The following is a 25,858-nucleotide window of genomic DNA, read 5'->3' on the forward strand; positions in this document are numbered from 1 at the left end:
GTGGTGAAGCGGGCCTGCGGCTCGATTCATACAGTGGGTTTATAGCTCAGTTGGTTAGAGCACTACCTTGACATGGTAGGGGTCGTTGGTTCGAATCCAATTAAACCCACCACTTTTTCTGTGATGCGTCCTTAGCTCAGCTGGTTAGAGCACCACCTTGACATGGTGGGGGTCGGTGGTTCGAATCCACTAGGACGCACCATCACAGCACATTGAATATGCGTCCTTAGCTCAGCTGGTTAGAGCATCACCTTGACATGGTGGGGGTCGGTGGTTCGAATCCACTAGGACGCACCATATTCCCGTGAGTTGACTCCCCTTTCGGTTCAATCTCATGTGAGTAGACAGGTTTGCCAGATGTGGGTTTATAGCTCAGTTGGTTAGAGCACTACCTTGACATGGTAGGGGTCGTTGGTTCGAATCCAATTAAACCCACCACTCCTTGCAAACGAAAAAGCCGCATCGCGCACCCTGCGTCCTTAGCTCAGCTGGTTAGAGCATCACCTTGACATGGTGGGGGTCGGTGGTTCGAATCCACTAGGACGCACCAAATTAGCAAAGCCCGCTCATCGAGCGGGCTTTTTGCATTCTACCTTCCCATCACACCTTCTCGTCGGCGTCTGGCCAGGGTCGGCCTGCCGCCCTGCTCCTGGGGCGACGAGTGCGCTAGAAGAGATCCAGCTGCTGGCCGCAGATCCGATCGAACGACTCGCCGATGAAGGGCAGGATGGCGTCGGCGATGGGCCGCAGCTGCTTGTCGATGTAGTGCTCGTAGTCGATGGCGCTGCGTCTGTACTCCAGCGGTTCGGGTCCATTGAGGGTCATCAGATAGGCGATGGTGCCCCTGTGCTGGTAACGCTGGGGCCGGCCGCGGCGCAGGTTCTCCTCGTCCGCCAGCCGCGCGGCCCGCACGTGGGGCGGCACATTCTTCTGGTACTCCTCGAGCTTCTGGCGCAGCCGCTTGCGATAGACCAGCAGTTCGTCGTGCTGACCGGCCCGGGTCTCGTCCACCATGGTGCGCACATAGCCGCTGGGATCGGCATCGTGAAACACCAGATCGAAGAGCCGGGTCTGGAACTGCTTGGCCAGCGCGGTCCAGTCGGTGCGCACCGATTCCAGCCCCTTGAACACCAGATGCTCCCCCTCTCCCTCCCCCTGTTTGCCAACCAGTCCGGCGTATCGCTTCTTGCTACCCTTCTCCAGCCCGCGGATGGTGGGCATCAGGAAGCGGCGGTAGTGGGTCTCGTATTCGATCTCGAGATAGCAGGGCAAGTCGAACTCGCGCTTGATCAGGCTTATCCAGTTCTCGTTGATCATGCTGGCCAGCTTGCGGCCGATCTCGTCCGCCTCTTGCGGGCTGACCGCCCGGTTGAGGTGGACGAAGGTCGAGTCGGTGTCGCCATAGATCACCTGATAACCCTGCGCCTCTATCCACTCCCGGGTCTGCTGCATGATGCCGTGGCCGCGCAGGGTGATGGAGGAGGCAAGGCGGGGATCGTAGAAGCGGCAGCCCCCCGAGCCCAGCACCCCGTAGAAGGAGTTCATGATGATCTTGATGGCCTGGGAGAGTGCCTTGTTGCTGGCCGCCTTGGCCCTGTCCCGCGCCGCCCACAGGGTGGCAATGAGATCCGGCAAAAAGTGGCGGGTGCGAGAGAACAATGCGCCGCGAAAGCCGGGGATGGCGGTGGCGGGCTGCTGCAACCCCTCCACCAACCCCATGGGATCGATGCAGAAGGTGCGGATGATGCTGGGATAGAGGCTCTTGAAGTCGAGCACCAGCACATGGTGATAGAGGCCGGGTTTGGAGTCCATCACATAGCCGCCCGGGCTCGCCAGGCCGCCATCGGCGGGCAGATTGGGCGCCACGTAGCCACCGCGGTGGAGCCTCGGCAGGTAGAGGTTGGTGAAGGCCGCCACCGAACCGCCGATCCTGTCCAGCTCCAGCCCGGTGAGGGAGGCACGCTCGATGGCGAAGGCAATGAGGTGGCAGTGATCGAAGATCTCCCACACCAGCTTGCAGTCCTCCAGGTTGTAGCGGGCCAGCGCCTCCTTGTCGGAGTGGAACAGCTCGGTGATCTTCTCCCCCCGGTTCGCCACGTCCTCGATGTCCTTGCCGCGGCCGAGCAGCTCGCTCGCCACCGCATCCAGGCTGAAGCTGGGAAACTGCCAGGTGGCGCTCTTGAGGGTATCTATGCCATCCAGCACCATGCGGCCCGGGATGATGACGTTGCCGGTCTGGGGATCGTTGCGAGACGAGCGCCAGAAGCAGAGTTCGCGCCCCCGCCCCAGCCGCAGTCGCCGCCCGTTGAGCTCGGCCCGGCGCAGCAGCAGGCGAAAGTCGAAGTTCACCACGTTCCAGCCGATCACCAGATCCGGATCGTGCTGACCGAACCAGCGCTCCAACGCCCCGAGCAGGGCATTTTCGTCCGCCACCCACTCGATGCAAGTCTCCCACTCATCCGAGCCGGCTTCGGGCTCCCCGATCAGGATGACCCTGGCGTCCCGTTCGCTGTAGAGCCCCACCGAGAACAGGGCCCCGTCCATGGCGCACTCCACGTCGAGCGACACCCAGGAGAGCGCCGGCGTCACCGCTTGGGGCGCGCAGCGCGCCTCGCTCACCTCCCAGTAACCCTGCTTGCCCCCCTTGCGCGTCGTCTTGCCGCCGAAGCGCACCCCGGCGGTGATGAAACGCTCCATCAGGAAGCGCTCCGGCAGCCGGATATCCGCCTCGAAGTGCTCGAGCCCCCGGATCAGCAGCAGCTCGATGGCGCGGTGGAAGGCACTCAGGGTGGAAAAATAGCACCCCACCACCTTGCTGCCGTCGAAGGTGTGCATGGGCAGCCGGCGAAACCGGCCCCGCACGCCGGATCCCTTGAACAGCAGGGCCGCCTCCTCCATGTGGCGCTCCGGCAGGAAGAACACCGGCTCCTGCCCCGGCACCACCAGTCGCACCGGCCCCTGCTCGCTCCACAGCCACATCACGATTTCGGTGCGGCCGCGCACATCCCGCCCATGGCGGGTCAGGATGAAACCATCGAGTGGTAGCTTGGGGGCGGCGGCGGGCTGGGTCGCGGTCATGCAGCATGAGTCAGAGTCAGACGATGAGACTATTGTACGTGCATACAGTAATGGCTCGCAATCCTGGCTGCTCGGCGAGACGGTTTGCCGTATAATCGGCCCATGGTCTCGCCCTCTCCCAGGAGTTCCCATGCGTACCGCCCTGCTGCTTTCCCTGCTGGCCCTGAGCCTCGCCGGCTGCTCGACGACCTCTTCAACGGTCGGCACTGCCAGCGTCGGTGTTTCCTATGGCAGCTACTATGGCTCCTATCCCTGGTGGTATGACGATTACTACCATTACTGGGATGACCACTACCCCTGGTGCTGTGATAACGAGGGGGATTTCGACGAGCTGATCAAGAAATGGTGGAGCGGGCTCGATGAAGAGCGCCAGCAGGAGATCAAGGACAAGTACCAGGATTGGCAGGACAACAATGGCCAGCCTGATGTGGCCGCCCTGCGGGGCGAGCTGGCGACGCGCTGGAATGCCATGACGCCGGAGCAGAAACAGGCCCTGCGTGACAACCGCCAGAACAGACCGAGCCTGAGCAACCCCGACAAAGGCCCCCGCTCGCCACTGGACTATAGAGCCGGCACCTTCCCCAGGGGGGAGAACGGCATGCTGGCGCCAACGCCGCGGCCCAAGGTCGACAACGGCTTGCTGACACCCAGGACACAGCCCAAGGTCGATAATGGCTTGCTGACACCCGGGGCACAGCCCAAGGTCGACGGCGGCCTGCTGCCCTCCACCCCGCCCAGGGTCAATAATGGTGCACTGACGCCCTCCACCCTGCCCAAGACAAATAACGGCATCTTGACCCCCGGGACCCCGTCCAGGGTGGATGCCAGACCGCACCTTCCCCGCTCCATGGTCACCCCGGTGCGCATACCCACCGTCAGACCGGCGATAAGGCCGAGTTTCACCCCCATGCGCAGCTTCGGAGGTGGAGGTCGCCGCCGCTAGCCCTGACCCATCCCTCTCGGCGAGCGTGAGGGATACACTATCCTGATGCAGCAGGAACACCGCCCAGCAAGGAGCATGACATGGAACAACAGTGGCAACGCATTGCCTCCCGCCTCACCGACGTGGGCGGCATCCCGGTGGCCCGCGCCATCCCGGTCAAGGAGCGACGCACCATAGGCCCCTGGTGTTTTCTCGACCACATAGGGCCGACCCGCTTCGCCCCCGGGGATGCGGGTCTGGACGTGGGACCCCACCCTCACATCGGTCTGCAGACCTTCACCTGGATGCTGGCGGGGGAGATCTTGCACCGCGACAGCCTGGGGCACGAGCAACTTATCCGCCCGGGGCAGGTCAATCTGATGACCGCCGGGCGCGGCATAGTGCACACCGAGGAGTCGGTGGCGGGCCACCCCGATCTGCATGCCGCCCAGCTCTGGATCGCCCTGCCCGAGGCGGACAAGGATACCCGTCCCCGCTTCGATCACTACCCCGAGCTGCCCAGCTGGCAGGAGGGCGAGACCCGCTTCACCCTGCTGATCGGCGACTATCAGGCCCGCAGCGCGCCAACCCTCTGCTTCTCCCCCATCCTGGGGCTGGACCTGCACAGTCGCCAGGCGCAACGCCTGCGGCTGGCGCTCGATCCCGCGTTCGAGCACGGCCTGTTTGCCCTGCAGGGTCAGGTGAGCATCGCCGGGGAGCCCCTCGCCCCCGAGCAGCTCATCTACCTGCCGCCGGGTGAGCAGAGCCTGGAGGTCGAGCTGGCAGCCGGCGCCCGGTTGCTGCTGATCGGTGGTGAGCCCCTGACCCAGCCGCTGCAGATCTGGTGGAACTTCGTGAGCTTTGACAGGGAGGCCATTCGTACCGCCGCCCTGGATTGGGAGAGCGGTCATCCGCGCTTCGGTGAGGTGACAGGTTACCCCGGCCCCCGTCTCATCGCCCCGCCCCTGGCCGGGCTCTGATCCGCCGATCCCATCATCTGCTGATCAAGGGCCGCAAAAAACAAAAGAGCGCCAGGGGCACTCTTTTTGATGAGGGATGAGAGAGACGAGTCGAGGGGCCTTGGCCTCAGAACTCCTCTTCCTGCTCGGCCTTCATGCGGGCACGGCGTTCCATCGCCTCCTCCTCCGCACTCTCGATCTCGTGCAGCACGGCACTGAGATCGATGGCCTCGGTGCTCTCCTCGAACAGACCGGTCAGCTCGCTCTCCGGGCTGAGCTTGCCATCTTCAAACAGCGCCCACATCTCCTTGGCATAACGGGTCTGGAGCAGCTCGGGCGCATACATGCCGTAGTAGTTACGCATGTTGTTGACATCCCGCTCCAGCATCGCCTTGGCCTGGTTGTTGGCGGCGGCGTCCACCACCTGGGGCAGATCGATGATGACGGGGCCCTGGGCATCCACCAGCACGTTGAACTCGGAGAGATCCCCGTGGATGAGGCCGGCGCAGAGCATGCGCACCACGTAACGGATCACCTTGGCGTGATCGGCCAGCGCCTGCTCGGGGCTGAGCGCCACGTCGTTGAGGCGGGGCGCCACATTGCCCTCCTCGTCGGTGATCAGCTCCATCAGGAGCACGCCATCGAGGCAGACATAGGGCTTGGGCACCCGCACGCCGGCGGCGGCCAGCTTGAACAGGGCGTCCACCTCGGTGTTCTGCCACACCTCTTCGTGCTGCTTGCGACCGTACTTGGAGCCCTTCTCCATGGCACGGGCGCTGCGGCTGTTACGCACCTTGCGCCCTTCCTGATACACCACGGCCTGTTTGAAGCTGCGTTTGGCCGCCTCTTTATAGACTTTGGCGCAGCGGATCTCGTCGCCGCAGCGCACCACATAGACGTCGGCTTCTTTGCCGCTCATCAGCCGGCTGATGACATCGTCGACCAGGCCGTCATCAACCAGAGGTTGGATTCGATTTGGAATTTTCATGACCGCCCTTTTACCTTATTTGCACCTTGTTTGCACCTTGTTTGCGTAGGACAAGACAGTCCGGCGCAGCCTCGTTTTCCCATCCCATATCCCTCTGGCGTCGCTATCCCCCGCCTCTTCCCGTCCGGACCGGCCGGAGGGCGCAGAAAATGGCGACAAATGAGACACTATCATGCCCGCCAAGCCACCTTTGTGAGGGCCGCACCGGTCAGGGCTCGGGGGGCAGCCCCTGCCGGATGCGCCGGATCCCCTCTTCATAGAGGCCGTCTTCCCCCTCCTGATGCTCCTGGGTCTCGAAGATCTTGAGAAACCACATGTACTGCTCCGGGAAGCGGCTGAGCTGCCGCTCCACCATACGGTTCATGGCATTGACGTCCGCCACCAGATCCGCCGTGGGATAAGGGTCGAAGGGCGGCTCCACCTCCAGCCGATAGCAGCCTTCATCCTCGTCATAACAGGCCAGGATGGGCACCGCCCTGGCACCGGTCAGCTTCACCAGCTTGGGCAGGGCCGGCAGGGTGGCCTTGGGGTGGCCGAAGAAGGGCACGAACAGGCTCGCCTCGCGGCCATGATCCTGATCCGGCAGGTAGAAGAAGCTGTCCCCCCCGCGCAGGGCCTTGATGGCGGGCTTGATGCCGACGCTGCGCTCATACACCCGCCCGCCCTTGCTGCGCTCGCGGTTGATATACCAGTCGAACACCAGATCCTTGGGGCTCTTCATCATGGTGCAGAGGGGCACCCCCTCATCGGTCAGGTAGCGACCTATCATGTCCACCGCCCAGGTGTGGGGCACCACCAAGATCATGGGGCGTCCGGCGGCCAGCTCGGTCTCTATATGCTCCCAGCCACGCACCTTGATGCGACTCTTGAGGAAGGTCTTGCCGCGCCAGGTGAGCTCGCCAAAGCCCATGAAAGTCTTGAGGCCGACCCGGATGGACTTGAGCAACAGCCGCTTGCGCCCGGCCGCATCCAGTGCGGGGAAGCAGATCTTGAGGTTGGTCTCGGCGATATAGACTTGTTTCTTGGAAAACCGCAGCAGCACGGGCGCCAGCCCGTCGGCCAACCTGTCCCGCCAGCGGGCCGGCGTCCAGGCCAACAGGGAGAGCAGGCCGAGTGCCAGCCAGCTTCCCCACAGACGCGGGTGCAACAGGCGCGGATGAAATGAGGTGTCGAACACCGGATCTTGTGAGGACATGGTCGCCATCGAATCATCAAAACAGAGGGTTATTTTAGTGATCCTGACATTTTTTTCTACTCCAAGGCCGCCCAGAGCCGCCGCCAAGTCACTGATCAGACTAGTTAGAAATAAATAATGGCCCACTTGGGGCCATTCGCAACTGCGCATTAAGCTGGGGTTCAGGGATGGGGCGAGAGCCCACGGCGAATGCGCCGGATCCCCTCTTCGTAGAGGCCGTCCGGCCCCTCCTGTCCCTCGCGGGTATCGAAGATCTTGAGGAACCACATGTACTGTCCGGGGTGACGGGTCAGCTGCCGCTCGACGCAATCGTTCATGCGACAGGTGTCAGCCAGCAGATCCTCGCTCGGGTAGTCGGCGAAGGGGGCCTCTATCTCCAGCTTGTAGCAGTGCGCCGCCTCGTCATAGCAGGCCAGCACCGGCACCGCCTTGGCGCCGGTCAGCTTCACCAGCCGTGGCAGGGCAGGCAGGGTCGCCTTGGGATAGTCGAAGAAGGGGGCAAAGATGCTCGCCTCGCGGCCATGATCCTGATCCGGCAGGTAGAAGAAGCTCAGGCCGGACTTGACCGCCTTGATCACCGGCTTGATGCCGGCGCTGCGCTCATAGACGCGGCAGCCATTCTTGGCCCGCTCACGGTTGATGTGCCAGTCGAACACCGGGTTGCGGGCGCTCTTCATCATGGTGCACATGGGCACGCCACGCTGGGAAAAGTAGTAACCCGCCGCATCGATGGGCCAGCTGTGGGGCACCACCAGGATCACCGGTCGACCGGCGGCCTGCTCCGCCTCTATGTACTCCCAGCCGCTCACCTGGATCCGTTTCATCAGGTATTCGGGGCTGCGCACCGTGAACTCGCCGAAGCCGAGCAGGCTCTTGAGGCCGACCCGGACGGAGGCCATCAGGATGGCGTCCCGCTCGGCCTCGCTCTTCTCCTTGAAGCAGATGGCGAGGTTGGTCCTGGCGATATAGACCTGTTTCTTCGAGATCTTGAGCACCAGCGGCGCCAGGGCGTCGGCCAGTCTGTCGCGCCAGCGCGGCGGCACGAAGGCGAACACGCCGAGGGCACCCAGGGCCAGCCAGCTCGGCCAGTAACGGGGATGCAGCAAACGGGGCTGAAAAGAGGAGTCAAAAACGGGATCTTGGGAGGACATGGATACTATCGAATGATGAAAATGGGCAATTGTGGCAATCCTGACAGGTAATACCAGTTAAAGCTATCTTAATGTCACCTGAATCATCGGCTTCCTGATCCCGCTCACGCCTCTGGCCAAGGGGCCTGGCGCCCCTCCCCCGAGGGCGGACCTCTCCCGCTCAGAAAAGCAACTCAGCCGGCCATGTACAATGCAAAACACCCCGCATGAGGGGGTGTTTTGCCGATGACAAGATTGGACAGTTCGCCGAGTCCGGTCAGGCCCTTAACGACGCGCCAGAGGCGGGTTCGCCACCGTCATGCGCGCCTGGCCCAAAGGTAGGAAGAACATCAGGTAACGCAGCGCCACGTAGCCGACGATCAGGGTCGCCACACCGAGCTCGACATAGGCCAGCCGGGTGATCTGCGCCCCATAGTGCGCCGCCTCAGGCCACTGCGCCAGCAGGTGAGCCACCTTGAACAGGGCGGTGGCACCTATCACCAGCGGGAAGGTGAAGGCGGCAAACCCTGGCGAGAACGGCAGACGCAGCAGCTTGACGAAGGCCAGGTAGATGATGCCCGTCATCAGGAGCGCTATCCCGAGCAGGGTGGCCACCAGCAGCAGCGACGGATCCTGGCTCACGGTCAGGTAGCCGGCCAAGGAGAGGCTGGCGGGGGCGGCCAGGATGGCGATGGTCGGCTTGGCGGCATCCGGCACCTCGTGGCTGAAGATCAGGCGATAGAGCATCAACGGCAGCATCAGGCCGTAGCAGATCATGCCGAACCAGAGCAGACCGTTGGCCAGCCCGGCGAAGGGGCCGCCCGGATAGGCGACGTCCGCCACTATGATCCCGACCGGCGGCACGAACCAGCTCGGCACCATGTGATGGAGCTCGAACGCCTTGGCCCGGTGCCAGATGAAGGTGGCCAGGAACAGCAGGTGCAGCACCACCGCAAACAGCCAGAGCCCCTGGCCGAGCGCCGGCGCCAGCAACCCGACGGCCTTGGAGACCACCATGGTGGCCATGGCATAGGTGGGCACCACGCTGCCAACCACGGGGTGGGCCAGATCCTGCCACAGCAGCCGCGGGTGCAGCACGAACTTGCAGGTGAGGATCAGCAGCAGGGCCGCGGCGATGGCTCCGCCCAGCAGTTGCAGGCGACCATCGAACTGACCGGCGTTTTCCCAACACCAGCCGAGGCTGGCGATCCCGAGTGCCAGCCCTGCCATGGGGGTCGGGGCGGCGGCCAGGGAGCGGCGGGTTCTTGCGATCATGTCTGATACCCTCTTATTGATGACGATGTGCATAGGATAATGAGGGTCTATCGTTTACGATATCTAAATGAATTGAATTAAACGTTCAGGAAAACCAAACAAAAATGAAGCTGACCCTGCAACAACTCAAGGTGTTCGCCACCATAGCCCGCCATGGCAACCTGGGGCTGGCGGCGGGCGAACTCTGCCTGAGCAAGGGCGCCGTCTCCCAGTCGCTGCAGGAGCTGGAGCGCCAGCTCGCCACCCCGCTGTTCGACCGGGTGCATCCGCGGCTGCAACTCAACAACGAGGGGCGCCTGCTGCAACCGGCCGCCGAGGAACTGTTGACCCGGATGCAGGAGATAGAACAGCTGTTTCGCCCGGATGCCGAGCCCAGCGGCCAGCTGCGGCTCGGCGCCAGCCAGACCATAGGCAACTACCTGCTGCCGAGCCTGCTGGCCGACAGTGCCCACGAGCTGGGGCTGCCCCCCAGGGTGACCATCGCCAACACCCATCTGCTGTGCCATGCCCTCGCCAACTTCGAGCTGGATCTGGCGCTGATCGAGGGAGAGAACCATCACCCGGATCTGGTGACCGAGCCCTGGCTCGAGGACGAGATGCTGATAATCGCCCCGCCAGCCCACCCCCTGGCCGCGCACGCGGCCCTCTCCCCCGAGCGGCTCGACGGTGAAACCTGGGTGCTGCGCGAGCCCCAGTCCGGCAGCCGCGAGCAGTTCGAGCAGCAGCTCCAGCCCAGGCTGCCGCACTGGCGGGCGGGGCTCGAGCTCAACACCCTGGAGGCCGTGATGCTGGCGGTGGAGCATGGCCTCGGCCTCTCCTTCGTCTCCCGGCTGGCGGTGGCGGATCGGTTGCAGAGCGGCCGCCTGGTGGCGCTCTCCCTCAGCCAGTCCTTCCCCCGCCGACTCTCCCTCATCTGGCACAAGCAGAAGTACCACTCCGCCGCCCTGCGCCGCTTCTTGGCATTTTGCCGCAGCCAGCAGGGCCCTGAGCAGGCACGAGCCGGCACTCCGACGCCCTGACAGACCCGTGACGAAGAGGGCGCCGTGGCGCCCTCTTTCATTCGGTCAGACAGGATGGCTCCGAGCCACTCAGCGCCCGATCTGCAGCCCTGCCTCGACCCAGCCCAGCACCCGGCGGCTCAGGGCCTGGGGCAGCCAGGGGGAGTCCAGCAGCCCCTGGCGGACGCAATCGGCGAAGTGATCCGCCTCATGCTGCATGCCGCCCCCCAGCACCGGCAGGTGAATATCCTCAGGCCAATGGGCCAGGGGCCCGGCGGATAGCAGGCGAACATGCTGCGGGTTCCACCACTTGCCCTCCAGTACCAGCTCCCAGCGCTCTCCGTTCACATCTCCGCTCAGATAGGCACTCTTGTCGAGATCCTCGACTATGGAGGCGCCGAGTTCGGCCGCAAGGGGCCCGTTAAACACGAAGTGCGCCGCGAGATCCACCTCCCCCTCGGCCCGCACCAGACGCAGCTCGGGCTCTCCCGCCGCCAGCCCCAGTCGCTCACAGAAGGCGGCATAGAGCCAGAGCGGATAGACGCCGACGTCCCAGCCGGCACCGCCGTCCAGGCCAGGATCAAACAGCTTGCCGCCTCGCTCCTGCACCGAGCCGAACGCCGCCCGCAGCGAGCGGGGGGCGGGCAAGGCGGGCAGCCGCGCCAGCAGGGTGCGCATGGCCGGGAAGCACATCACCTTCATGGCCTCGAGCAGCAAGAGGCCGCGCTCATGGGAGAGCGCCACCAGCGCATCCCAATCCGCCACCCGGGTGACGGCGGGTTTTTCCACCAGCACGTGCTTGCCCGCCAGCAACATCTGCCTGATCAGCCCGGCATGCTCCGGGTGGATCACCGCCACATAGACGGCATCGACCTCGGTGCTCTCGGCCAGCGCCTGGTAGCTGCCATAGGCCAGCGCCAGCCCCTGCTCCCAGGCAAACGCGTTCGCCCGCCCCTGATCACGGGCGGCGATCGCCACCACCCGGCCCGCGCCGGCGTGCAGGTTCACATCCTGGCAGAAACGGCGCGCTATGACCCCCGCCCCGGCGATGCCCCAGCGCAGTGGCGCCCCCGTCAGTTCCTCTGTTTGCATCCGTTCTCTCTCCTGCACCGGTTATGCCTTGGCCAGACTGCGCAGCCAGCGGATCTCGTCACCCCAGATCGTCTCGTCTATGGTCTCCAGGATCAGCGGAATGCCGTCGAAGCGCGCATCGTTCATGATGTGGTGGAACACCGCCTCCCCCAGATTACCCTGCAGCAGGCTGTGGTGGCGGTCGACCCGGCTACCGAAGGTACACTTGGCACCGTTGATGTGCATCCCCTTCAGGTACTGAAAACCCACGATGCGATCGAAATCCGCAAACACCTGGGCACAGCTCTCGGCGCTGCGCAGATCGTAGCCGGCGGCGAAGGCGTGGCAGGTGTCGAAACAGATGCCGACCCGGCTCTTGTCTTCCACCCCGTCGATGATGGTGGCCAGGTGCTCGAACGACCAGCCGAGGTTGGTGCCCTGCCCGGCGGTGTTCTCGATCACGGCGCTGACCCCCTGGCTGCGCTCCAGCGCCCAGTTGATGGACTCGCTCACCAGTTTCAGGCTGACGGCCTCGGGGATCTGCTTCAGGTGACTGCCGGGATGGAAGTTGAGGTAGCAGAGGCCAAGCTGCTCGCAGCGCTTGATCTCGTCCAGAAACGCATCCCGGGACTTGGCCAGGGCATCGGGGTCAGGGTGACCCAGATTGATGAGGTAGCTGTCGTGGGGCAGGATCTGCTCGGGGCGAAAGCCCGCCTTGTCGCAGGCCTGTTTGAAGGCGCGAATGCTGGCCTCGGAGAGCGGCGCCGCCTGCCATTGGCGCTGGTTCTTGGTGAACAGGGCGAAGGCATTGGCCCCGATGGCCTGCGCGCGGGCGATGGTGTTTTCCACCCCGCCGGCCGCACTGACGTGGGCTCCGATAAATTTCATAACATCTCCTCTGCACTGTGAACCGTCATCAGGCAGACCCGCGCCAAGCTGAACGTCCGATGCGGCGCCTCATGGGGTCTGCGTTGTGAGGCGCCATTATGCCCAAGCCCCCCGCCCGCGCCAAACCGAGATCTTCGATGGGTGCCATAGAAAAGGCGCCCGCAGGCGCCTCGTTCAGGGTGGTGGTCAGTCATGACTCAATAGTCAAGCCCGGCACCATAGGGGTAGAGCGGGCTGGCGGAGTCGCTCGCCACATCCGACTGCTGGTTCAGCACCGCCTGCCAGCTGGAGGGCAGCTCGAACGGCAGCTTGCCCCTGGCCTTGGCCTTGCCGCTGATGACATCGAACAGCGCCTGATCCAGGGCACCGAAGTTGGCCAGCAACACCTGGGCCGCGGGGGCCACCTCGGTCAGGATGGCGGGCCTGTCCAGATAGACCGACAGCACCAGCGGCACCCCGGCCTGCTCGATGGCCTGGATGGCGGCCAGCTCGTCCGCCCCATGGTAGACCCCCTCATGGGCGGTCTCCTGCTCCACCTGATCGCTGCTGGCAAAGCCAAGCTGACCGAAGTGGATGCTGCCAAACGGGAAGCGGGGATCCTGCTCGCCTGGGGCATTGACCCGGGCGATGGCGAGATCGGCCTGGGCCAGATCCGTCACCACCGTATAGCCATTGGCCGTCGCCACCTCGGCATTGACGTTATGGAGATAGACCCGCTTGCCCTCGGCCTTGAGTGGCAGCAAGGCGCCGTCATTCTTCAGCAGCACGTGGGCCGCCGCCTGCGCGGCCTGGGCCTCCTGCTGGAAGGCGCTGTTGCCGACCAGGGTCACCGCCGCCTGGGCATCGACGTAGGGGTTCTCAAACAGCCCCAGTGCGAACTTCTGCTCGAGGATGCGCAGAGCCGAGTTCGACACCGCCGCCTCGGTCACCAGACCCGCCTGTACGGCCGCCAGCAGGGGGGCCGGATCCTCCACCCCACCGAACTGATCCACCCCGGCGGCGATGGCCTTGGCGTAGCGCTGGGCCTTGGTCAGGTTCTCCACCCCCCAGGACATGCCAAAGGGCACAGTCCAGGGGCTGACGCCGGCCGCCACCTCCTCCTGGCTCAATCCCTCCTCGCAGCGGGCGTTGCAGTCGTTGACTATGCCCCAGTCGCTGAGCACCACCCCCTCGAACCCGAAGTGGCCCCGCAACAGCTCGGTCAGGATCTGGCGGTTGAAGCCAAAGCCCACCTCCTCGATGGCCTGTCCCTCATGGGTCAAGCCCTCCGGCAGGGCATAGTAGGGCATGACAGCCCCCACCTTGGCCTCGAAGGCCCCTTCGAAGGGCACCAGATGGTAGGCGAACTGACCCCCCGGATAGACCTGCTCCTTGCCCCAGGGGTTGTGGGCATCCAGTCCGTCTTTCTGCGGGCCGGCCCCGGCGAAGTGCTTGACCACCGTAACGACGCTCTGCGGGCCTATGCCGTCACTCCCCTGCTGGAAGCCCTCGATGTAGGCCTTGACCAGGGACTTGGCGAGCTGGTTGTTCTCGCCGAAGGTGCCGTTGATGCGGCCCCAGCGCGGCTCGGTCGCCAGATCCGCCTGGGGTGACAGGGCCTCCTGGATCCCCACGGCGCGGTACTCCTGGCGGGCGATGTCGCCGAAGCGCTGCACCAGGACGGCATCGCCGATGGCGGCTAATCCTAAGGTCTCCGGCCACTGGGAGAAGGCGCCGGCGCCGATGCTGGTGGCATTGGGATCATGGGTGAAGTGATTGCGCGGATCTGTGCTGACCGTCATCGGGATGCCGAGGCCCACCCCCTCCAGCAGCGCCTGCAGCCGGTTGTTGTCCTCGGCGATCGCCGCCGGATCGCCGGCCATGCGGGTGATGAAGGTGTTGACCCCATCACTCTTCAGCATCTTGTCCATGGCGGCCAGATTGACCCGCCCCTCCCCGTCCAGCACCAGGGTGCCGTGCATCATCAGCCCCGCCTTCTGGGCCAGGCTGAGCCGCGCCACCAGATCCCGCGCCCGCTCGCCGGCACCGAGGCGCCAGTCTTCATAGGGGGTCAGGTCGCCGCTGGCATCCAGATCCTTGAATTGCAGGCCATCCTGCTCGATCAGGGCCGCCGAGCGGTGCCCCAGGTTGGGTTGCTCGGGCTTGGGGGTGGAGTCGTTGTCATTGTTGCACCCGGCCAGCAGCAGGGCGCCTATGGTCAGGGCGAGACGGTGGTATTTCATTATTGTGACCTTCCATGTGTGTAGGTCAGGCCACTGTATGGAAAAGCCAGCCCCTTCACTTGCCCGACGGGTGCAGGAAATTGCCCGCTGGGAGCAGCATGCAAAACTGTGAAAAGGGTTGCAGGATTACGCTTGGTTACAATATTGAAACAATTAACCGCACCTGGGTCACAGCAATTTGTGGCCGGTGCTGGATCATGGTGGGCCACCGCTGACAAGGATTTCGCCGTGAAGACAGTCTCCAACCGGATAGCCCAGCACTGCCTCGCCCACTGGCAGACTCAGGGGCGGGATCCGGCCCAGCTCCTGCTCGCCGCCGGGATAGCCAGAGAAGAGCTGCAACTGCCCCAGGGCAGGATCGATGCCCAGCGCCACTTCCGGCTGCTGGCCCAGGTCGCCCCCCACGCGGATCTCGCCCGCGGCTGGGCGCCCCCCTCGCTGACCGGGCTGTTTGCCGACTTCCTGCCCCTGGCCAGCCTCTGCTGCAATGCCGCCACCCTGCGCCAGGCACTGCACTTCTTCCTCTCCTACCGCCCCCTGATCGGCGAGTGCGACCGGATCCTCCTGCGGGAGGAAGAGGGACAAGCCAGGCTCAGTTACCATTCGGAGTCCGCTCACCCGGACGTGATCGCCATCAGCAGCCTGGCCAACCTCTGCCACCTCTATGCCCTGCTCCAGTTTTATCACCCGGGGCAGGGCCAGCTGGTGCTGCCGACGCCGGTGCGACCCAAGCTGTGGCGCGAGCTGGCCGCCTGGCTGGGAGGGCGGCTGCAACTGGGAACGGGCTTTGAGCTGCGCTTCCCCGCCGCCCTGCTCGATCTCGCCTATGCCGGCCACAACCTGGCCCTGCAGCCCCTGCTGCTGGGGGAGCTTGGCAACCAGATGAGCCTGCTCCACCCGCCTACCCGCTACCGTGAGCGGGTGCTGGAGCTGATACGGCTGCGGCTCTGGCAGGGGGACGGCGAGCCCCACCGGCTGCTCGGCGAGATCTGCGAGACGCTCAAGCTAACCCGCTGGACCCTCAATCGTTACCTGCGCGAGGAGGGCTGCCACTTCTCGGCGCTGCTGGATCAGGTCAGGCGGGAGGAGGCCTGCCGCCTGCTGCAGGATCCCGGCCTGCAACTGCAGGAGGTGGGGGGACGACTCGGCTTCGCCAGCCAGAGCAGCTTCAGCCGCTTCTTCAAGGAGGCCTTCGATCAATCCCCCAGCCAGTACCGATCACGGCGCTGCCGGCTCTGAGTGCGGGTCGGCGCCCACTCAGCCAGCGCGGACGACGCTGACAGCGAGGCGCTGACCCGTCGGCATCGTTATCCCGCCAGAAAGAGACAATACTGTGATCCTGTCGGCTCGCACCGAGCCCCCGCCATCCACCCAGACAGGAGTCACAGCATGACCCACCCCATTGCCCTCATCACCGGTGCCAGCCGCGGCCTCGGCAAACACTCGGCCCTGGCCCTCGCGGCGAAGGGGGTCGACCTCATCATCACCTACCGCAGTCAGGCCGACGAGGCCGCCAGCGTGGTGACCCAGGCGCGGGCGCTCGGGGTCAAGGCCCACGCCCTGGCGCTGGATGTGGGTGACAGCGCCTCCTTCGCGGCCTTTGCCGACGAGGTGCGCCAGCTGCTGCAACGGGAGTGGCGGCGCGAGCGCTTCAACTTCCTGGTCAACAACGCCGGGGTCGGCATCCACGCCGACTTCGAGCAGACCACGGAGCAGCAGTTCGACACCCTGCTCAACATTCACCTCAAGGGGACCTTCTTCCTGACCCAGAAGCTGCTGCCGCTGATCATGGACGGCGGGCGCATCGTCAACCTCTCCACCGGTCTCACCCGCTTCGCCCTGCCGGGTTATGCCGCCTACGCCGCCATGAAGGGGGGCATCGAGGTGCTGAGCCGCTATCTGGCTCTGGAGCTGGGCCCGCGGGGGATCGCCGTCAACGTGGTGGCCCCCGGCGCCATCGAGACCGACTTCGGCGGCGGCTTGGTGCGCGACAACAAGGCGGTCAACGAGCGCATCGCGAGCCAGACCGCGCTGGGGCGGGTCGGCCAGCCGGACGACGTCGGCGGCGTGATCGCCGCCCTGCTCTCCGATGACAACCGCTGGCTCAACGCCCAGCGCATCGAGGTCTCGGGCGGCATCTTTATCTGAGTGTCCATCCCGGACCCCATCGTCTCGGGGGCCCTGGAGAGCGCAAAAACAAGAGGCCCCACCATAAGGTGGGGCCTCTTTGTATCTGCCCGGTTTTACCTGACCGCTTGCATGACTGGCCCAGCGGGCTGGCACCGTCCGTGCGCCGGGGCGACGCCTTATAGCGTCTTGCCGCCGGAGGCGATGACGCTCTTGTACCAGTGGAAGCTCTCCTTCTTGATGCGGCGTAAGGAGCCGCTGCTCTGCTCGTCCCGCTCGATATAGACGAAGCCGTAGCGCTTCTGGTAGCCGTTGAGCCAGCTCAGGATGTCGGTGAAGGACCAGGCGCAGTAGCCGAGCAGCTCGACCCCGTCCTGCAGCGCCTCCTGGCAGGCCTTCAGGTGGCTCTGCAGGTAGGCGATGCGGTAGTCGTCGTGCACCCGGCCGTCCGCGGTCAGCTTGTCAAACTCGCCGAGGCCGTTTTCGGTGATCATCAGCGGCAGGCCGTAGCGGGACGAGAGACGGCGCAGGGCGATGCGCATCCCGGTGGGATCGATGGCCCAGTCCCAGTTGCTGGTCTCGAGGTGCGGGTTCGGGGTGGTCTTGTAGAGACCCGGCACGCCGCTGGACGGCGTGGTGCCCTTCTGGCCCGTGGTGTTGATGCGCTGCATGGTCTGGCCGCCGATCGGGTTGTCGGTGAAGGTCAGGGTATAGTAGTAGTTGACCCCTATGTAATCCGGTGTGCCTTCCCGCAGCAGCTCCAGATCCCCCGGCAGGATCTCGGGCGCCTCACCGGTCTCCCTCAGATAGGCAAGCGCCGCCTGGGGATAGCGACCGAAGCAGTAGGCATCCAGCCACCAGAGGTTGGTGAACTCCTCGGCATTCTCATAGGCCAGCATGTCGCTGGGGGCGCAGGAGGCCGGATAGGCCGGCGAGTAGGCGAAGCTCGGGCCTATCAGACCGCCCGGCACGTGCTGGCGGAACGCCTTGATGACCCGGGCGTTGGCCAGAAACGCGATGTGGTTGGCGGCGAAGAAGCGCTTCCTGTCCTGCACCGCGGGCGGATGGGTGCCGAGCTGATAGGCGTTGGTCAGGTTGTAGTTCTGCTCGTTGAGGGAGACCCAGTACTTCACCTTGCCGGCGAAGCGCTGATACAGGGTGACGCAGTAGCGCTCGAAGTCGTCGATGATGCGCCTGTCTTCCCAACCGCCGTACTCTTCCTGCAGCGCCTGGGGCAGATCCCAGTGGTAGAGCGTCAGCACCGGCTCGATGCCGTGGGCAATCAGGCTGTCGATGAGCCGCTCGTAGAAGGCCAGCCCCGCCTCGTTCACCTCGCCCCGACCGGTGGGGAAGATGCGCGGCCAGCTCACCGAGAAGCGATAGGCCTTGAGCCCCATCTCGGCCATCAGCGCCACGTCCTCTTCCACCCGATGATAGTGATCGACGGCCACGTCGCCGTTGCTGCCCTCAAAGGTCTTGCCCGGCAACTTGGTGAACAGATCCCACACCGAGGGGCCCTTGCCATCGGCGTCCCAGGCCCCTTCGACCTGATAGGCGGCGGAGGCGGCGCCCCAGAGGAAGTCCGCGGGGAAGTCATTGAACTTGGGGTGATGCATCTGGCTTGTCTCCTGCTGCTTGAAACCTGAGTACCTTGGCAACCTGGGCACCCTGAATGAATTGGCACAAGCATCGAACAGTTCTAGAATTCCGTCCAATGACAATTTTGACCATTCAACATTCCACACAGGAATGAAGGAGCAGCGATGGAGCTGAGAGACCTGAAGGCCTTCGTCACCCTGGGGGAGGTATTGCACTTTGGCCAGGCGGCGGCGCGCCAGCACATCACCCAGTCGGCCCTGAGCAAGCAGATACGGCGGCTGGAGGCGGAGTTTGGCGGCGAGCTGTTCGAGCGCAACGCCAGCAGCACCCGGCTGACCCTGCTCGGACGGGCGCTCTATGCGGATGCCTGCGCCCTGGTGGCGCAGAGCGAGCAGCTCGGCCGCACCGCCCGCGACGTGCTGGCGGGCAGCGGCGGCAGCCTGCGCATCGGCTTCGGGGTGGCCACCAAGCTGCTGGTGCCCGCCGCCATCGCCCGCTTTCGGGCGACCCGCCCCCGGGTGAATATCGAGCTCAACGATCTCTCCACCCATCACCAGTTGATGGCGCTCGCCGAGGGCAAGCTGGATCTCGGCTTCTGCCGCCTGCCCGCCCCCAGGGGCTGGCACTTCCTGCCGGTGGTGCGCGCCCATTTCGTCGCCGTGCTGCCCGCCAGCTTCCGCGGGATAGGCGGCTTTGCGGATCTGGTGGACAAGCCGCTGGCCATACTGCGCCGGGACAAGGCCCCCTCCTTCCACGATCAGTTCGTGCACTACCTGGCCCAGAGCGGGCTGCGTTTTCGCGACATCCAGTATGTGAACGACTTCGCCGCCGGCATCGCCACCGCGGCGGCGGGCATCGCCTGGACCCTGGTGCCCTCCTCCACCACCATAGAGCACCCGGACGTGATCGCCCTGCCGCTCATGGAGCCCGAGGCGAGCTGGATCATCGGCCTCACCCGCCCGCCCCAGAGCGACAACCCGCTCATCGACGCCTTCTGGCAGACGGTGGCCGAACTCGGGGATCCCGAGCTCCGAGACGCCACCCCGGCTCAGGGCCGATAGCGTAGCGCCCTGCCGGCTGAGCCTGCGGCCGGCCTCGCTGCACAAGGCGGTGCTCGACGGCTGAACGGAAGGATGGATTCGGGATGAAAGAGGCTCGAGCGGCGGGAGGGGATGGATCTCTATGGGCGAGCCGCCTGATTAGCAGTAGCTTTTCGGCGGACAAGCCCATTAGAATCTCCCCATAGACCCCGGCGCTCGATGCGCCGCCCGACAAGGATCCCTGTCCCCCATGCCACCTCACTGGCTGCTGAAATTCGATTTGCACCGCCTCATCCTGGCCCTGGCCGTCCTCGGCGTGCTGGCCACCTTTGGTAACAGTTTCTACGCCGTCCACCAGGCCCAGCGACAGCTGCTGATCGCCAGCACCCTGGAGGCCAACCGGGTCTATGCCGCCAAGCTGGCCGCCTCCGCCGATGCCATGCTCCAATCCGCCCAGGGGCAGCTGGCCTACAGCGCCTCCCTGCTGGCGCCGCTGCTGCAGGCCAGGGACCTGGAGGGCCTCGACGAGGAGGTCAGCCGCCTGCGCCTGCAGACCAACACCTTCAACTCGGTGGTCATCGTCAACCGCGACGCCACCATAGTCGCCGTCTCCCCCGAGACGCTGCAGCTCAAGGGGGCCAAGCTCAGCTCCCCCATCTCCCGGCAAGCCCTCAACCTGCAGCAGCCGCTGATCTCGGACCCCTTCGTCTCGCTCTCCGGCAACTACCTCATCAGCCTCTCCTACCCGGTGTTTGCGGCCGATCAGCGCTACCTCGGCTACGTCGCCGGCACCATCTACCTGCAGTCGGCCAGCATCCTCTCCAGCATGCTGGGCCAGCACTACTACCAGGATGGCTCCTACCTCTATGTGGTCGATCGGGAGAAGACGCTGATCTATCACCCGGATCCCCAGCGCATTGGCCAGAAGATCGAGGACAATCAGGTAGTTGACGAGGTGCTGAACGGGCAGCAGGGGGCACTGAGTGTGATCAACTCCGGGGGCACCGACATGCTGGCAGGCTTCGCACCGGTTGCCAGCGCGAGCTGGGGCATAGTCGCCCAGCGCCCACGCAGTGCCACCCTGGCGGGGCTCGACGAGCAGTTGTCCGGCGTGCTGATGCAGATGGTCCCTCTCACCCTCTTCATCCTCTTCGTCATCTGGCTCTCGGCGACCTTCATCTCCCGGCCGCTGCGCCAGCTGGCCAACCGGGCCAGGCTGATGGATCAGCAGGAGGCGATTTCTAACATCGCCGGCATCCGCGCCTGGTACTTCGAGGCGGCCCAGTTGAAGCAGGCCATCCTCAAGGGGCTGGGCCTGCTCAATACCAAGATCGACAAATTGCACAACGACAGCCACACAGATCCCATGACTGGTCTCCTCAATCGGCGGGCGATGCAGCAGATGCTGGATGAATATCAGGCCGAGCGCCGGGCCCTGTCCGTCATCGCGCTGGACATCGATCACTTCAAGGCCATCAATGACAACTTCGGTCACGACGTCGGGGATGAGGTGATCATCGCCCTGGCCGGCCTGATGCAGCAGGAGATCAGGCCGGATGCGGCCCTGTTCCGCAGCGGCGGTGAGGAGTTTCTGTTGCTGCTACCCGGGGTCTCGCTGTCGCAGGCCCAGGCGATCGCCGAGCGGCTGCGGCTGAAGGTAGCGGCCCATGAGATGGCCAGGGTGGGACGAGTCACCCTCTCCCTCGGCGTGGCGCATTGGCCCGAACATGCCAGCGCCACCCTGGGGGAGGTGCTCAAGTGTGCGGACAAGGCGCTTTATGAAGCCAAGCACCGAGGCAGGAATTGCGTGGTGGTGGGAATGTGTTGATGGGCGGGGCCCAGCGTCAGAAGCTGTAACCCATCTTCAGATAGATGCCCGAGTTGTCATCCTTGCCCATCGCATACTCGAGGTTGGCGACTATGCCCGCCTCCGGCTTGAGCAGATACTGGACCCCCGCCCCCCAGGCGGGATAGATGTTGTCACTGTCGGAGCAGTCCAGTGACTCACCGTTGACGGCGTCGCCGTAGAGGCAGGCCACCCCGGCGAAGGCGGTGAGGGTCCAGCGATCCGCCAGCTTGTAGCGCTCCTCGACCTCGACCGCCGACATGTTCTGGGCCAGGTACTCGCCCGGGGTGTAGCCGCGCAGGTAGATGGGAGAATAGGAGCCGCTCGGCGCGTCGTGCGAGAACTGGTTGCGGTTGCGCCAGGCGAGCACGTTACCCTCCCCGTGACTCCAGTAGCCCCGGTAGTCGACCCGGTAGATGTCGAAGTCCTGCTCTCCCCCCAAGCCCTCCCGATAGGCCAGGTTGTTGACGTTGAGGTACCAGCCCTTGGTCGCGCTGAAGTCGCTGTCGCGAGAGTCATGCTGCACCACCAGCCCGAGCCCCCCCGAGGTGAAGCCCTCCAGCCCCAGCTCGTCGAGGATCTGATCCGACTGCGGATCCTGACCCTGCATCTCGTAGTTGGAGTACGCCGCCATGCCGCCCACGAACCAGTCCCCCTCCACCCGGTACAAGTAGCGGAAGAAGGCGGAGCGGAAGTTGTCGTTGGTCTCCAGGGCGCGGCCGGTGCCGAGGTAGTCCTCGTAGCTGTTGTTGATGTCGCCGGAGATGATGCCGCCGACGATACGGTGGTGATCCGCCCCGAACGAGGTCTTGGCGAAGGCGCTGGCGATCAGGGACTCGGAGGTGGTGTACTTGGCCGAGAGGGTGAACAGCGACGGACGCGACTCTTCATCGAACTGATGCAGATAACCCACCATCAGGCCCGCCGCCGTGTCCAGCTTGGGGCTGGAGCTCAGCAGGGGCACGAACAGCCAGGGGGAACGATCGGCCTTCGCCGTCTCCTCGCCCTGCTTGCCATCCTGGCCGGCTTTCGCATCCTCGTTGGCGGGTTCTGCCGCGGTCACGGGGGCCGCCGCCAGGGTCATGGTGAGGGCCAGGCCGGCCAGCAGAGGGGAGGTCGAGTTACGCATGTATGGGATCCGCACTGGGTCACGCGCGGTACTGCGGCGGCGCTGGGCCACCCAGCTTCGCAGGCGCGTTCCGTATTCAGGTTGCCGGCCGCTGACATTCGTCACGGGCGACCGGGAAAGGGGGGCAAGCATATCGGCAAGCCCGGACCCCAGCTACCCAAAGATGGTTAGCCGTACAATCGCCATACAGCTTCGGCGCACACTGGGTTAGCACGAACGCCAGAGATGAAAAAACCCCTGCCGATGGCAGGGGTCGAATGGGATAGTGCGACAGGCTACAGGTTGACGGCGAGGCTGGCCGGCGCCCTGGTCGGGCTCACCAGCACGGGGATCGACTTGGAGGTCGGGGTGAAGGAGCCCTCGCCTATGCTATCGATGGCGACCAGCGGGTTGGTCTCCGGGTAGTAGGCGGCGATGTTGCCCCGCGGGATCTCGTAGAAGATGACGCTAAAGCCGCGCACCACCCGTTCGCGCCCATCGTTGCAGATGGCGGCCATGTCCACCTGTTGCTCCTCGGCCAGCCCGAGCGCGCGGGCATCCGCCTCGTTCATGAACACCACGTTGCGCCGCCCCTTGATGCCGCGATAGCGATCGTCCATGCCGTAGATGGTGGTGTTGTACTGATCGTGGGAGCGCAGACTCTGCAGCAGCAAGACCGGCTGATCCACCATCTGCTCGGCGTGGCGGGTGCAGTCGGGCAGGATGGAGTCCGGCAACCGGCTCGGCCTGAACTCGGCGAGGCCGCTGCGGGTATTCCAGCGCAGCTTGGCCGCCGCGTTCTCGAGGTGGAAGCCGCAGGGCTCCTCGATGCGGCGATTGAAGTCGTCAAAGCCGGCGATGGTCTCGGCGATCAGATCCCGCAGCAGTCCGTAGTCATCGCGCAGGGCCAGCCAATCTACCCGCTCGCTCCCCAGGGTCGCCTCGGCCATGCGGGCGACTATGTCGATCTCGGACAGGCAGAGCGGGGAGACAGGATCGTTCATGCCGGTCGAGGCGTGCACCATGCTGAAGGTGTCTTCCACGGTGATCTTCTGGATGCCGGTACGTTGCCTGTCGAGCTCGGTGCGACCGAGACAGGGCAGGATCAGCGCATCCCGGGACACCATCAGGTGGCTGCGGTTGAGCTTGGTGCTGATCTGCACGTTCAGCTCGCTGTTGCGCAGCGCCTCATAGGTGAAGTCGGTGTCCGGCGCGGCCGCCGCCAGGTTGCCGCCCAGGCAGACGATCATCTTGCTCTGGCCTGCATGCAGGGCCTTGAGCGCCTCGTAGACGTTGTGCCCAGGCGTGCGCTTGAGCCCCGAGAAACGGCGCTCGAGCCGGTCGATGAAGGCCGCATTCGGCTTCTCGTTGATGCCCATGGTGCGGTTGCCCTGCACGTTGCTGTGGCCGCGCACCGGGCAGAGCCCCGCCCCCGGCTTGCCAATCTGGCCGCACATCAGGTGCAGGTTGACTATCTCGCGGATGGTGTCGACCGAGTGCTTGTGCTGGGTGATCCCCATGGCCCAGCAGCTGATCACGCTGTCGCTCTGGGCGAAGATCCTGGCGGCCTGGCTGATGGCGTCCCGGCCAAGCCCGGACTGGGCCTCTATCTGGGCCCAGTCGGTGGCCCGCACCTGCTCAAGGTATTGATCGAAGTGCGCGGTATGCTGCTCGATGAAGGCGAGATCGATGCGTCCGCCCTCCTCCTCCAGGATGTACTTGGCCATGCCGCGCACCGCCGCCATGTCACCGCCCAGCTTGGGGGTCAGGTACTGGTGGCTGATGCGGGTGGCCGCCGGGGTCAGCAGCTCGGCCGGGCTCTGGGGGCTGGCGAAGCGCTCCAGCGCCACCTCTTTCAAGTTGTTGAAGGTGACTATCTGGCAACCCTGGCGCGCCGCCTGGCGCAGGGCGTTCATCATGCGCGGGTGGTTGGTACCCGGGTTCTGGCCGAACACGAAGATCGCCTTGGCGACGTCGAAGTCCTCCAGCACCACAGTGCCCTTGCCCACCCCGACCGACTGGATCAGGCCGACGCCGCTCGCCTCGTGGCACATGTTGGAGCAGTCCGGGAAGTTGTTGGTGCCATAGAGGCGACCGAACAGCTGATAGAGGTAGGAGGCCTCGTTGCTCGCCCGCCCCGAGGTATAGAACTCCACCTCGTCCGGGCTGGCCAGGCTCTGCAGCTTGGCGGCGATGATGGCGAAGGCCTGATCCCAGCTTACCGGCTCGTAGTGATCGCTGGCCGGGTTGTAGCGCAGCGGCTCGGTCAGACGGCCCTGATATTCGAGCCAGTAGTCGCTCTGGCTGGCGAGGCGGCGCACCGAATGCTCGGCAAAGAACGCGGCCCCCACCGTCTTGCCGGTCGACTCCCAGGCCACCGCCTTGGCGCCGTTCTCGCAGAACTGGAAGGCCCCCTGCTTGTTGTCACCCCAGGCACAGCCCGGGCAGTCGAAGCCATCGGTCTGGTTGACCCGCAGCAGGTTCTTGATGTTCTGGCGGGTCTTCTGGCTACGCAGCACCTGCTTGAAAGTGGATTGCAGGGAAGAAAATCCACCGGCCTTGGCTGGTTTCTCAATATGACTGGACATTGGGTTCTCCGATCTGGTCTGAGGGCCGGCCATGGGAATAGTAGACCGGGGCGTCAAACCTGGGCACATGAATGAGGTTCAGGTTGTATTTCAGGGCCAGTCGCACGGCGAGCTGGCTGGGGGATGCGAGGCTTATCAGGTGAGCGGCGCCAAATTGCACGGCCTTGTGAATGAGTTCGCTGCCGCAGCGGCTGGTGATGACCAGGGTGCTGGCGCGCACGGGCTGGCGCAGCTGCATGCCGATGAGCTTGTCCAGGGCGTTGTGCCGGCCTATGTCTTCCCGGCAGGCCACTATCTCACCCTGCTCATCGAGCGCCAGCGCGGCATGGAGCGCGCCGCTCTGGCGGGCCTTGCGCTGCCAGGGGGCGATGCGTTCTCGCAAGTTGGCAAGACTAGTGGCCGCAGGCGGTGCCAACGGTGCTAGGGGGGTCAGGGCGGGCAAGGCATGTTCGATGGCCTCGACCCCGCAGATGCCGCAGCCGGTCGCGCCGGTGAGGCGGCGCTTGCGCTGGCTCAGGGCGGCGAGGCAACGGTTGGCGATGGTCACATCGAGCACCATACCCTGCTCGGAGGGGGTGATCTGGATGTCGTGCACATCCTGATTGCCCGCGATGATGCCGTCGCCGAACAGGAAACCTATGGCGAAATCATCGAGATCGTCGGGGGTCACCATCATGACGGCATGGTTGATGCCGTTGATATTGACTGACAGGGCCGCCTCTTCCACCAGCTCGTCCAGCCTGGGCAACCATGCATTGAAAGGGTCCATACGACACGCTTAAAAATGTATCCGAGAACCAAGTTTAGAGAAGTCATGGCGGCAA

At 64.8% G+C, this 25,858-nt stretch carries 19 protein-coding genes and 5 tRNA genes; 12 read left to right on the forward strand and 12 right to left on the reverse strand.

Features of this window, described 5'->3' with window-relative positions:
* Positions 1-35 precede the first annotated feature (35 nt).
* From KW821_RS16080 to KW821_RS16100, 5 genes are all read left to right on the forward strand, one after another.
* A tRNA-Val gene (locus KW821_RS16080) sits at positions 36-112 on the forward strand.
* A gap of 13 nt (positions 113-125) precedes the next feature.
* Positions 126-202, forward strand: a tRNA-Val gene (locus KW821_RS16085).
* 18 nt (positions 203-220) lie between these two features.
* Positions 221-297 (forward strand) — tRNA-Val (locus KW821_RS16090).
* 64 nt (positions 298-361) lie between these two features.
* Positions 362-438: transfer RNA gene (locus KW821_RS16095), tRNA-Val, on the forward strand.
* 35 nt (positions 439-473) lie between these two features.
* Positions 474-550, forward strand: a tRNA-Val gene (locus KW821_RS16100).
* Between the two features lie 116 nt (positions 551-666).
* Here the strand turns inward: KW821_RS16100 and KW821_RS16105 are convergent.
* Positions 667-3,078, reverse strand: a complete 2,412-nt coding sequence (locus KW821_RS16105) for a DNA polymerase II (RefSeq protein ID WP_218292149.1) — start codon at positions 3,076-3,078, stop codon at positions 667-669.
* Positions 3,079-3,208: 130 nt separating this feature from the next.
* On the opposite strand from KW821_RS16105, the gene KW821_RS16110 reads away from it, so the two are divergent.
* Together KW821_RS16110 and KW821_RS16115 are read left to right on the forward strand one after the other, a co-directional pair.
* A complete protein-coding gene (locus KW821_RS16110; RefSeq protein ID WP_218292150.1) occupies positions 3,209-4,021 on the forward strand; it encodes a DUF3106 domain-containing protein in 813 nt (270 codons plus the stop codon).
* An 80-nt stretch (positions 4,022-4,101) separates the two neighbouring features.
* Positions 4,102-4,980: a pirin family protein gene (locus KW821_RS16115; protein ID WP_218292151.1), complete on the forward strand. Its 879-nt coding sequence runs from the start codon at positions 4,102-4,104 to the stop codon at positions 4,978-4,980.
* Positions 4,981-5,086: 106 nt separating this feature from the next.
* Here the strand turns inward: KW821_RS16115 and KW821_RS16120 are convergent, their stop codons facing one another.
* The 4 genes from KW821_RS16120 to KW821_RS16135 all read right to left on the reverse strand — a co-directional run bounded on the left by KW821_RS16120 (position 5,087) and on the right by KW821_RS16135 (position 9,547).
* A complete protein-coding gene (locus tag KW821_RS16120) occupies positions 5,087-5,947 on the reverse strand; it encodes a PA4780 family RIO1-like protein kinase (protein WP_218292152.1) in 861 nt (286 codons plus the stop codon).
* A gap of 208 nt (positions 5,948-6,155) precedes the next feature.
* Positions 6,156-7,151 carry a lauroyl-Kdo(2)-lipid IV(A) myristoyltransferase gene (locus tag KW821_RS16125; protein ID WP_218292153.1) on the reverse strand — a complete coding sequence of 332 codons (996 nt, stop codon included), beginning with the start codon at positions 7,149-7,151 and terminating at the stop codon, positions 6,156-6,158.
* A 152-nt stretch (positions 7,152-7,303) separates the two neighbouring features.
* A complete protein-coding gene (lpxM, locus tag KW821_RS16130; protein ID WP_218292154.1) occupies positions 7,304-8,293 on the reverse strand; it encodes a lauroyl-Kdo(2)-lipid IV(A) myristoyltransferase in 990 nt (329 codons plus the stop codon).
* A 264-nt stretch (positions 8,294-8,557) separates the two neighbouring features.
* Positions 8,558-9,547: a TDT family transporter gene (locus tag KW821_RS16135; protein WP_218292155.1), complete on the reverse strand. Its 990-nt coding sequence runs from the start codon at positions 9,545-9,547 to the stop codon at positions 8,558-8,560.
* 104 nt (positions 9,548-9,651) lie between these two features.
* On the opposite strand from KW821_RS16135, the gene KW821_RS16140 reads away from it, so the two are divergent.
* Entirely contained in the window at positions 9,652-10,566 is a 915-nt protein-coding gene (locus KW821_RS16140; RefSeq protein ID WP_218292156.1) for a LysR substrate-binding domain-containing protein, read from the forward strand.
* Positions 10,567-10,635: 69 nt separating this feature from the next.
* On the opposite strand, the gene KW821_RS16145 is transcribed toward KW821_RS16140, so the two are convergent.
* From KW821_RS16145 to KW821_RS16155, 3 genes are all read right to left on the reverse strand, one after another.
* The gene (locus tag KW821_RS16145) at positions 10,636-11,637 is read right to left on the reverse strand and encodes a Gfo/Idh/MocA family protein (RefSeq protein WP_218292157.1); all 1,002 of its coding nucleotides are present in this window, start codon (positions 11,635-11,637) and stop codon (positions 10,636-10,638) included.
* 21 nt (positions 11,638-11,658) lie between these two features.
* Positions 11,659-12,504 carry a deoxyribonuclease IV gene (gene nfo, locus KW821_RS16150; protein WP_218292158.1) on the reverse strand — a complete coding sequence of 282 codons (846 nt, stop codon included), beginning with the start codon at positions 12,502-12,504 and terminating at the stop codon, positions 11,659-11,661.
* 197 nt (positions 12,505-12,701) lie between these two features.
* On the reverse strand, positions 12,702-14,726 hold the full coding sequence (locus KW821_RS16155) for a glycoside hydrolase family 3 protein (protein WP_218292159.1): 2,025 nt from the start codon (positions 14,724-14,726) through the stop codon (positions 12,702-12,704).
* A gap of 228 nt (positions 14,727-14,954) precedes the next feature.
* Here KW821_RS16155 and KW821_RS16160 point away from each other — a divergent pair, with 228 nt between their 5' ends.
* Both KW821_RS16160 and KW821_RS16165 read left to right on the forward strand, forming a co-directional pair.
* A complete protein-coding gene (locus tag KW821_RS16160; protein WP_218292160.1) occupies positions 14,955-15,965 on the forward strand; it encodes an AraC family transcriptional regulator in 1,011 nt (336 codons plus the stop codon).
* Between the two features lie 150 nt (positions 15,966-16,115).
* The gene (locus tag KW821_RS16165) at positions 16,116-16,874 is read left to right on the forward strand and encodes an SDR family NAD(P)-dependent oxidoreductase (protein WP_218292161.1); all 759 of its coding nucleotides are present in this window, start codon (positions 16,116-16,118) and stop codon (positions 16,872-16,874) included.
* A 158-nt stretch (positions 16,875-17,032) separates the two neighbouring features.
* On the opposite strand, the gene KW821_RS16170 is transcribed toward KW821_RS16165, so the two are convergent.
* Positions 17,033-18,469 carry a glycoside hydrolase family 1 protein gene (locus KW821_RS16170; protein WP_218292162.1) on the reverse strand — a complete coding sequence of 479 codons (1,437 nt, stop codon included), beginning with the start codon at positions 18,467-18,469 and terminating at the stop codon, positions 17,033-17,035.
* 147 nt (positions 18,470-18,616) lie between these two features.
* On the opposite strand from KW821_RS16170, the gene KW821_RS16175 reads away from it, so the two are divergent.
* Together KW821_RS16175 and KW821_RS16180 are read left to right on the forward strand one after the other, a co-directional pair.
* Entirely contained in the window at positions 18,617-19,513 is an 897-nt protein-coding gene (locus tag KW821_RS16175) for a LysR family transcriptional regulator (protein ID WP_218292163.1), read from the forward strand.
* 229 nt (positions 19,514-19,742) lie between these two features.
* Positions 19,743-21,320 carry a sensor domain-containing diguanylate cyclase gene (locus KW821_RS16180; protein ID WP_218292164.1) on the forward strand — a complete coding sequence of 526 codons (1,578 nt, stop codon included), beginning with the start codon at positions 19,743-19,745 and terminating at the stop codon, positions 21,318-21,320.
* Positions 21,321-21,336: 16 nt separating this feature from the next.
* Here KW821_RS16180 and KW821_RS16185 read toward each other — a convergent pair whose 3' ends face one another.
* From KW821_RS16185 to fdhD, 3 genes are all read right to left on the reverse strand, one after another.
* Positions 21,337-22,467 (reverse strand): hypothetical protein, encoded by a 1,131-nt coding sequence (locus tag KW821_RS16185; RefSeq protein ID WP_232018934.1) that lies wholly within the window; start codon positions 22,465-22,467, stop codon positions 21,337-21,339.
* Positions 22,468-22,742: 275 nt separating this feature from the next.
* Positions 22,743-25,034, reverse strand: a complete 2,292-nt coding sequence (locus KW821_RS16190; protein WP_218292165.1) for an FdhF/YdeP family oxidoreductase — start codon at positions 25,032-25,034, stop codon at positions 22,743-22,745.
* Entirely contained in the window at positions 25,018-25,803 is a 786-nt protein-coding gene (fdhD, locus tag KW821_RS16195) for a formate dehydrogenase accessory sulfurtransferase FdhD (protein ID WP_218292166.1), read from the reverse strand. The genes KW821_RS16190 and fdhD overlap by 17 nt, the downstream gene beginning before the upstream one ends.
* Positions 25,804-25,858 lie beyond the last annotated feature (55 nt).

The sequence above is a fragment of the Aeromonas sp. sif2416 genome, assembly GCF_019218665.1.
GTDB lineage: Bacteria > Pseudomonadota > Gammaproteobacteria > Enterobacterales > Aeromonadaceae > Aeromonas > Aeromonas encheleia.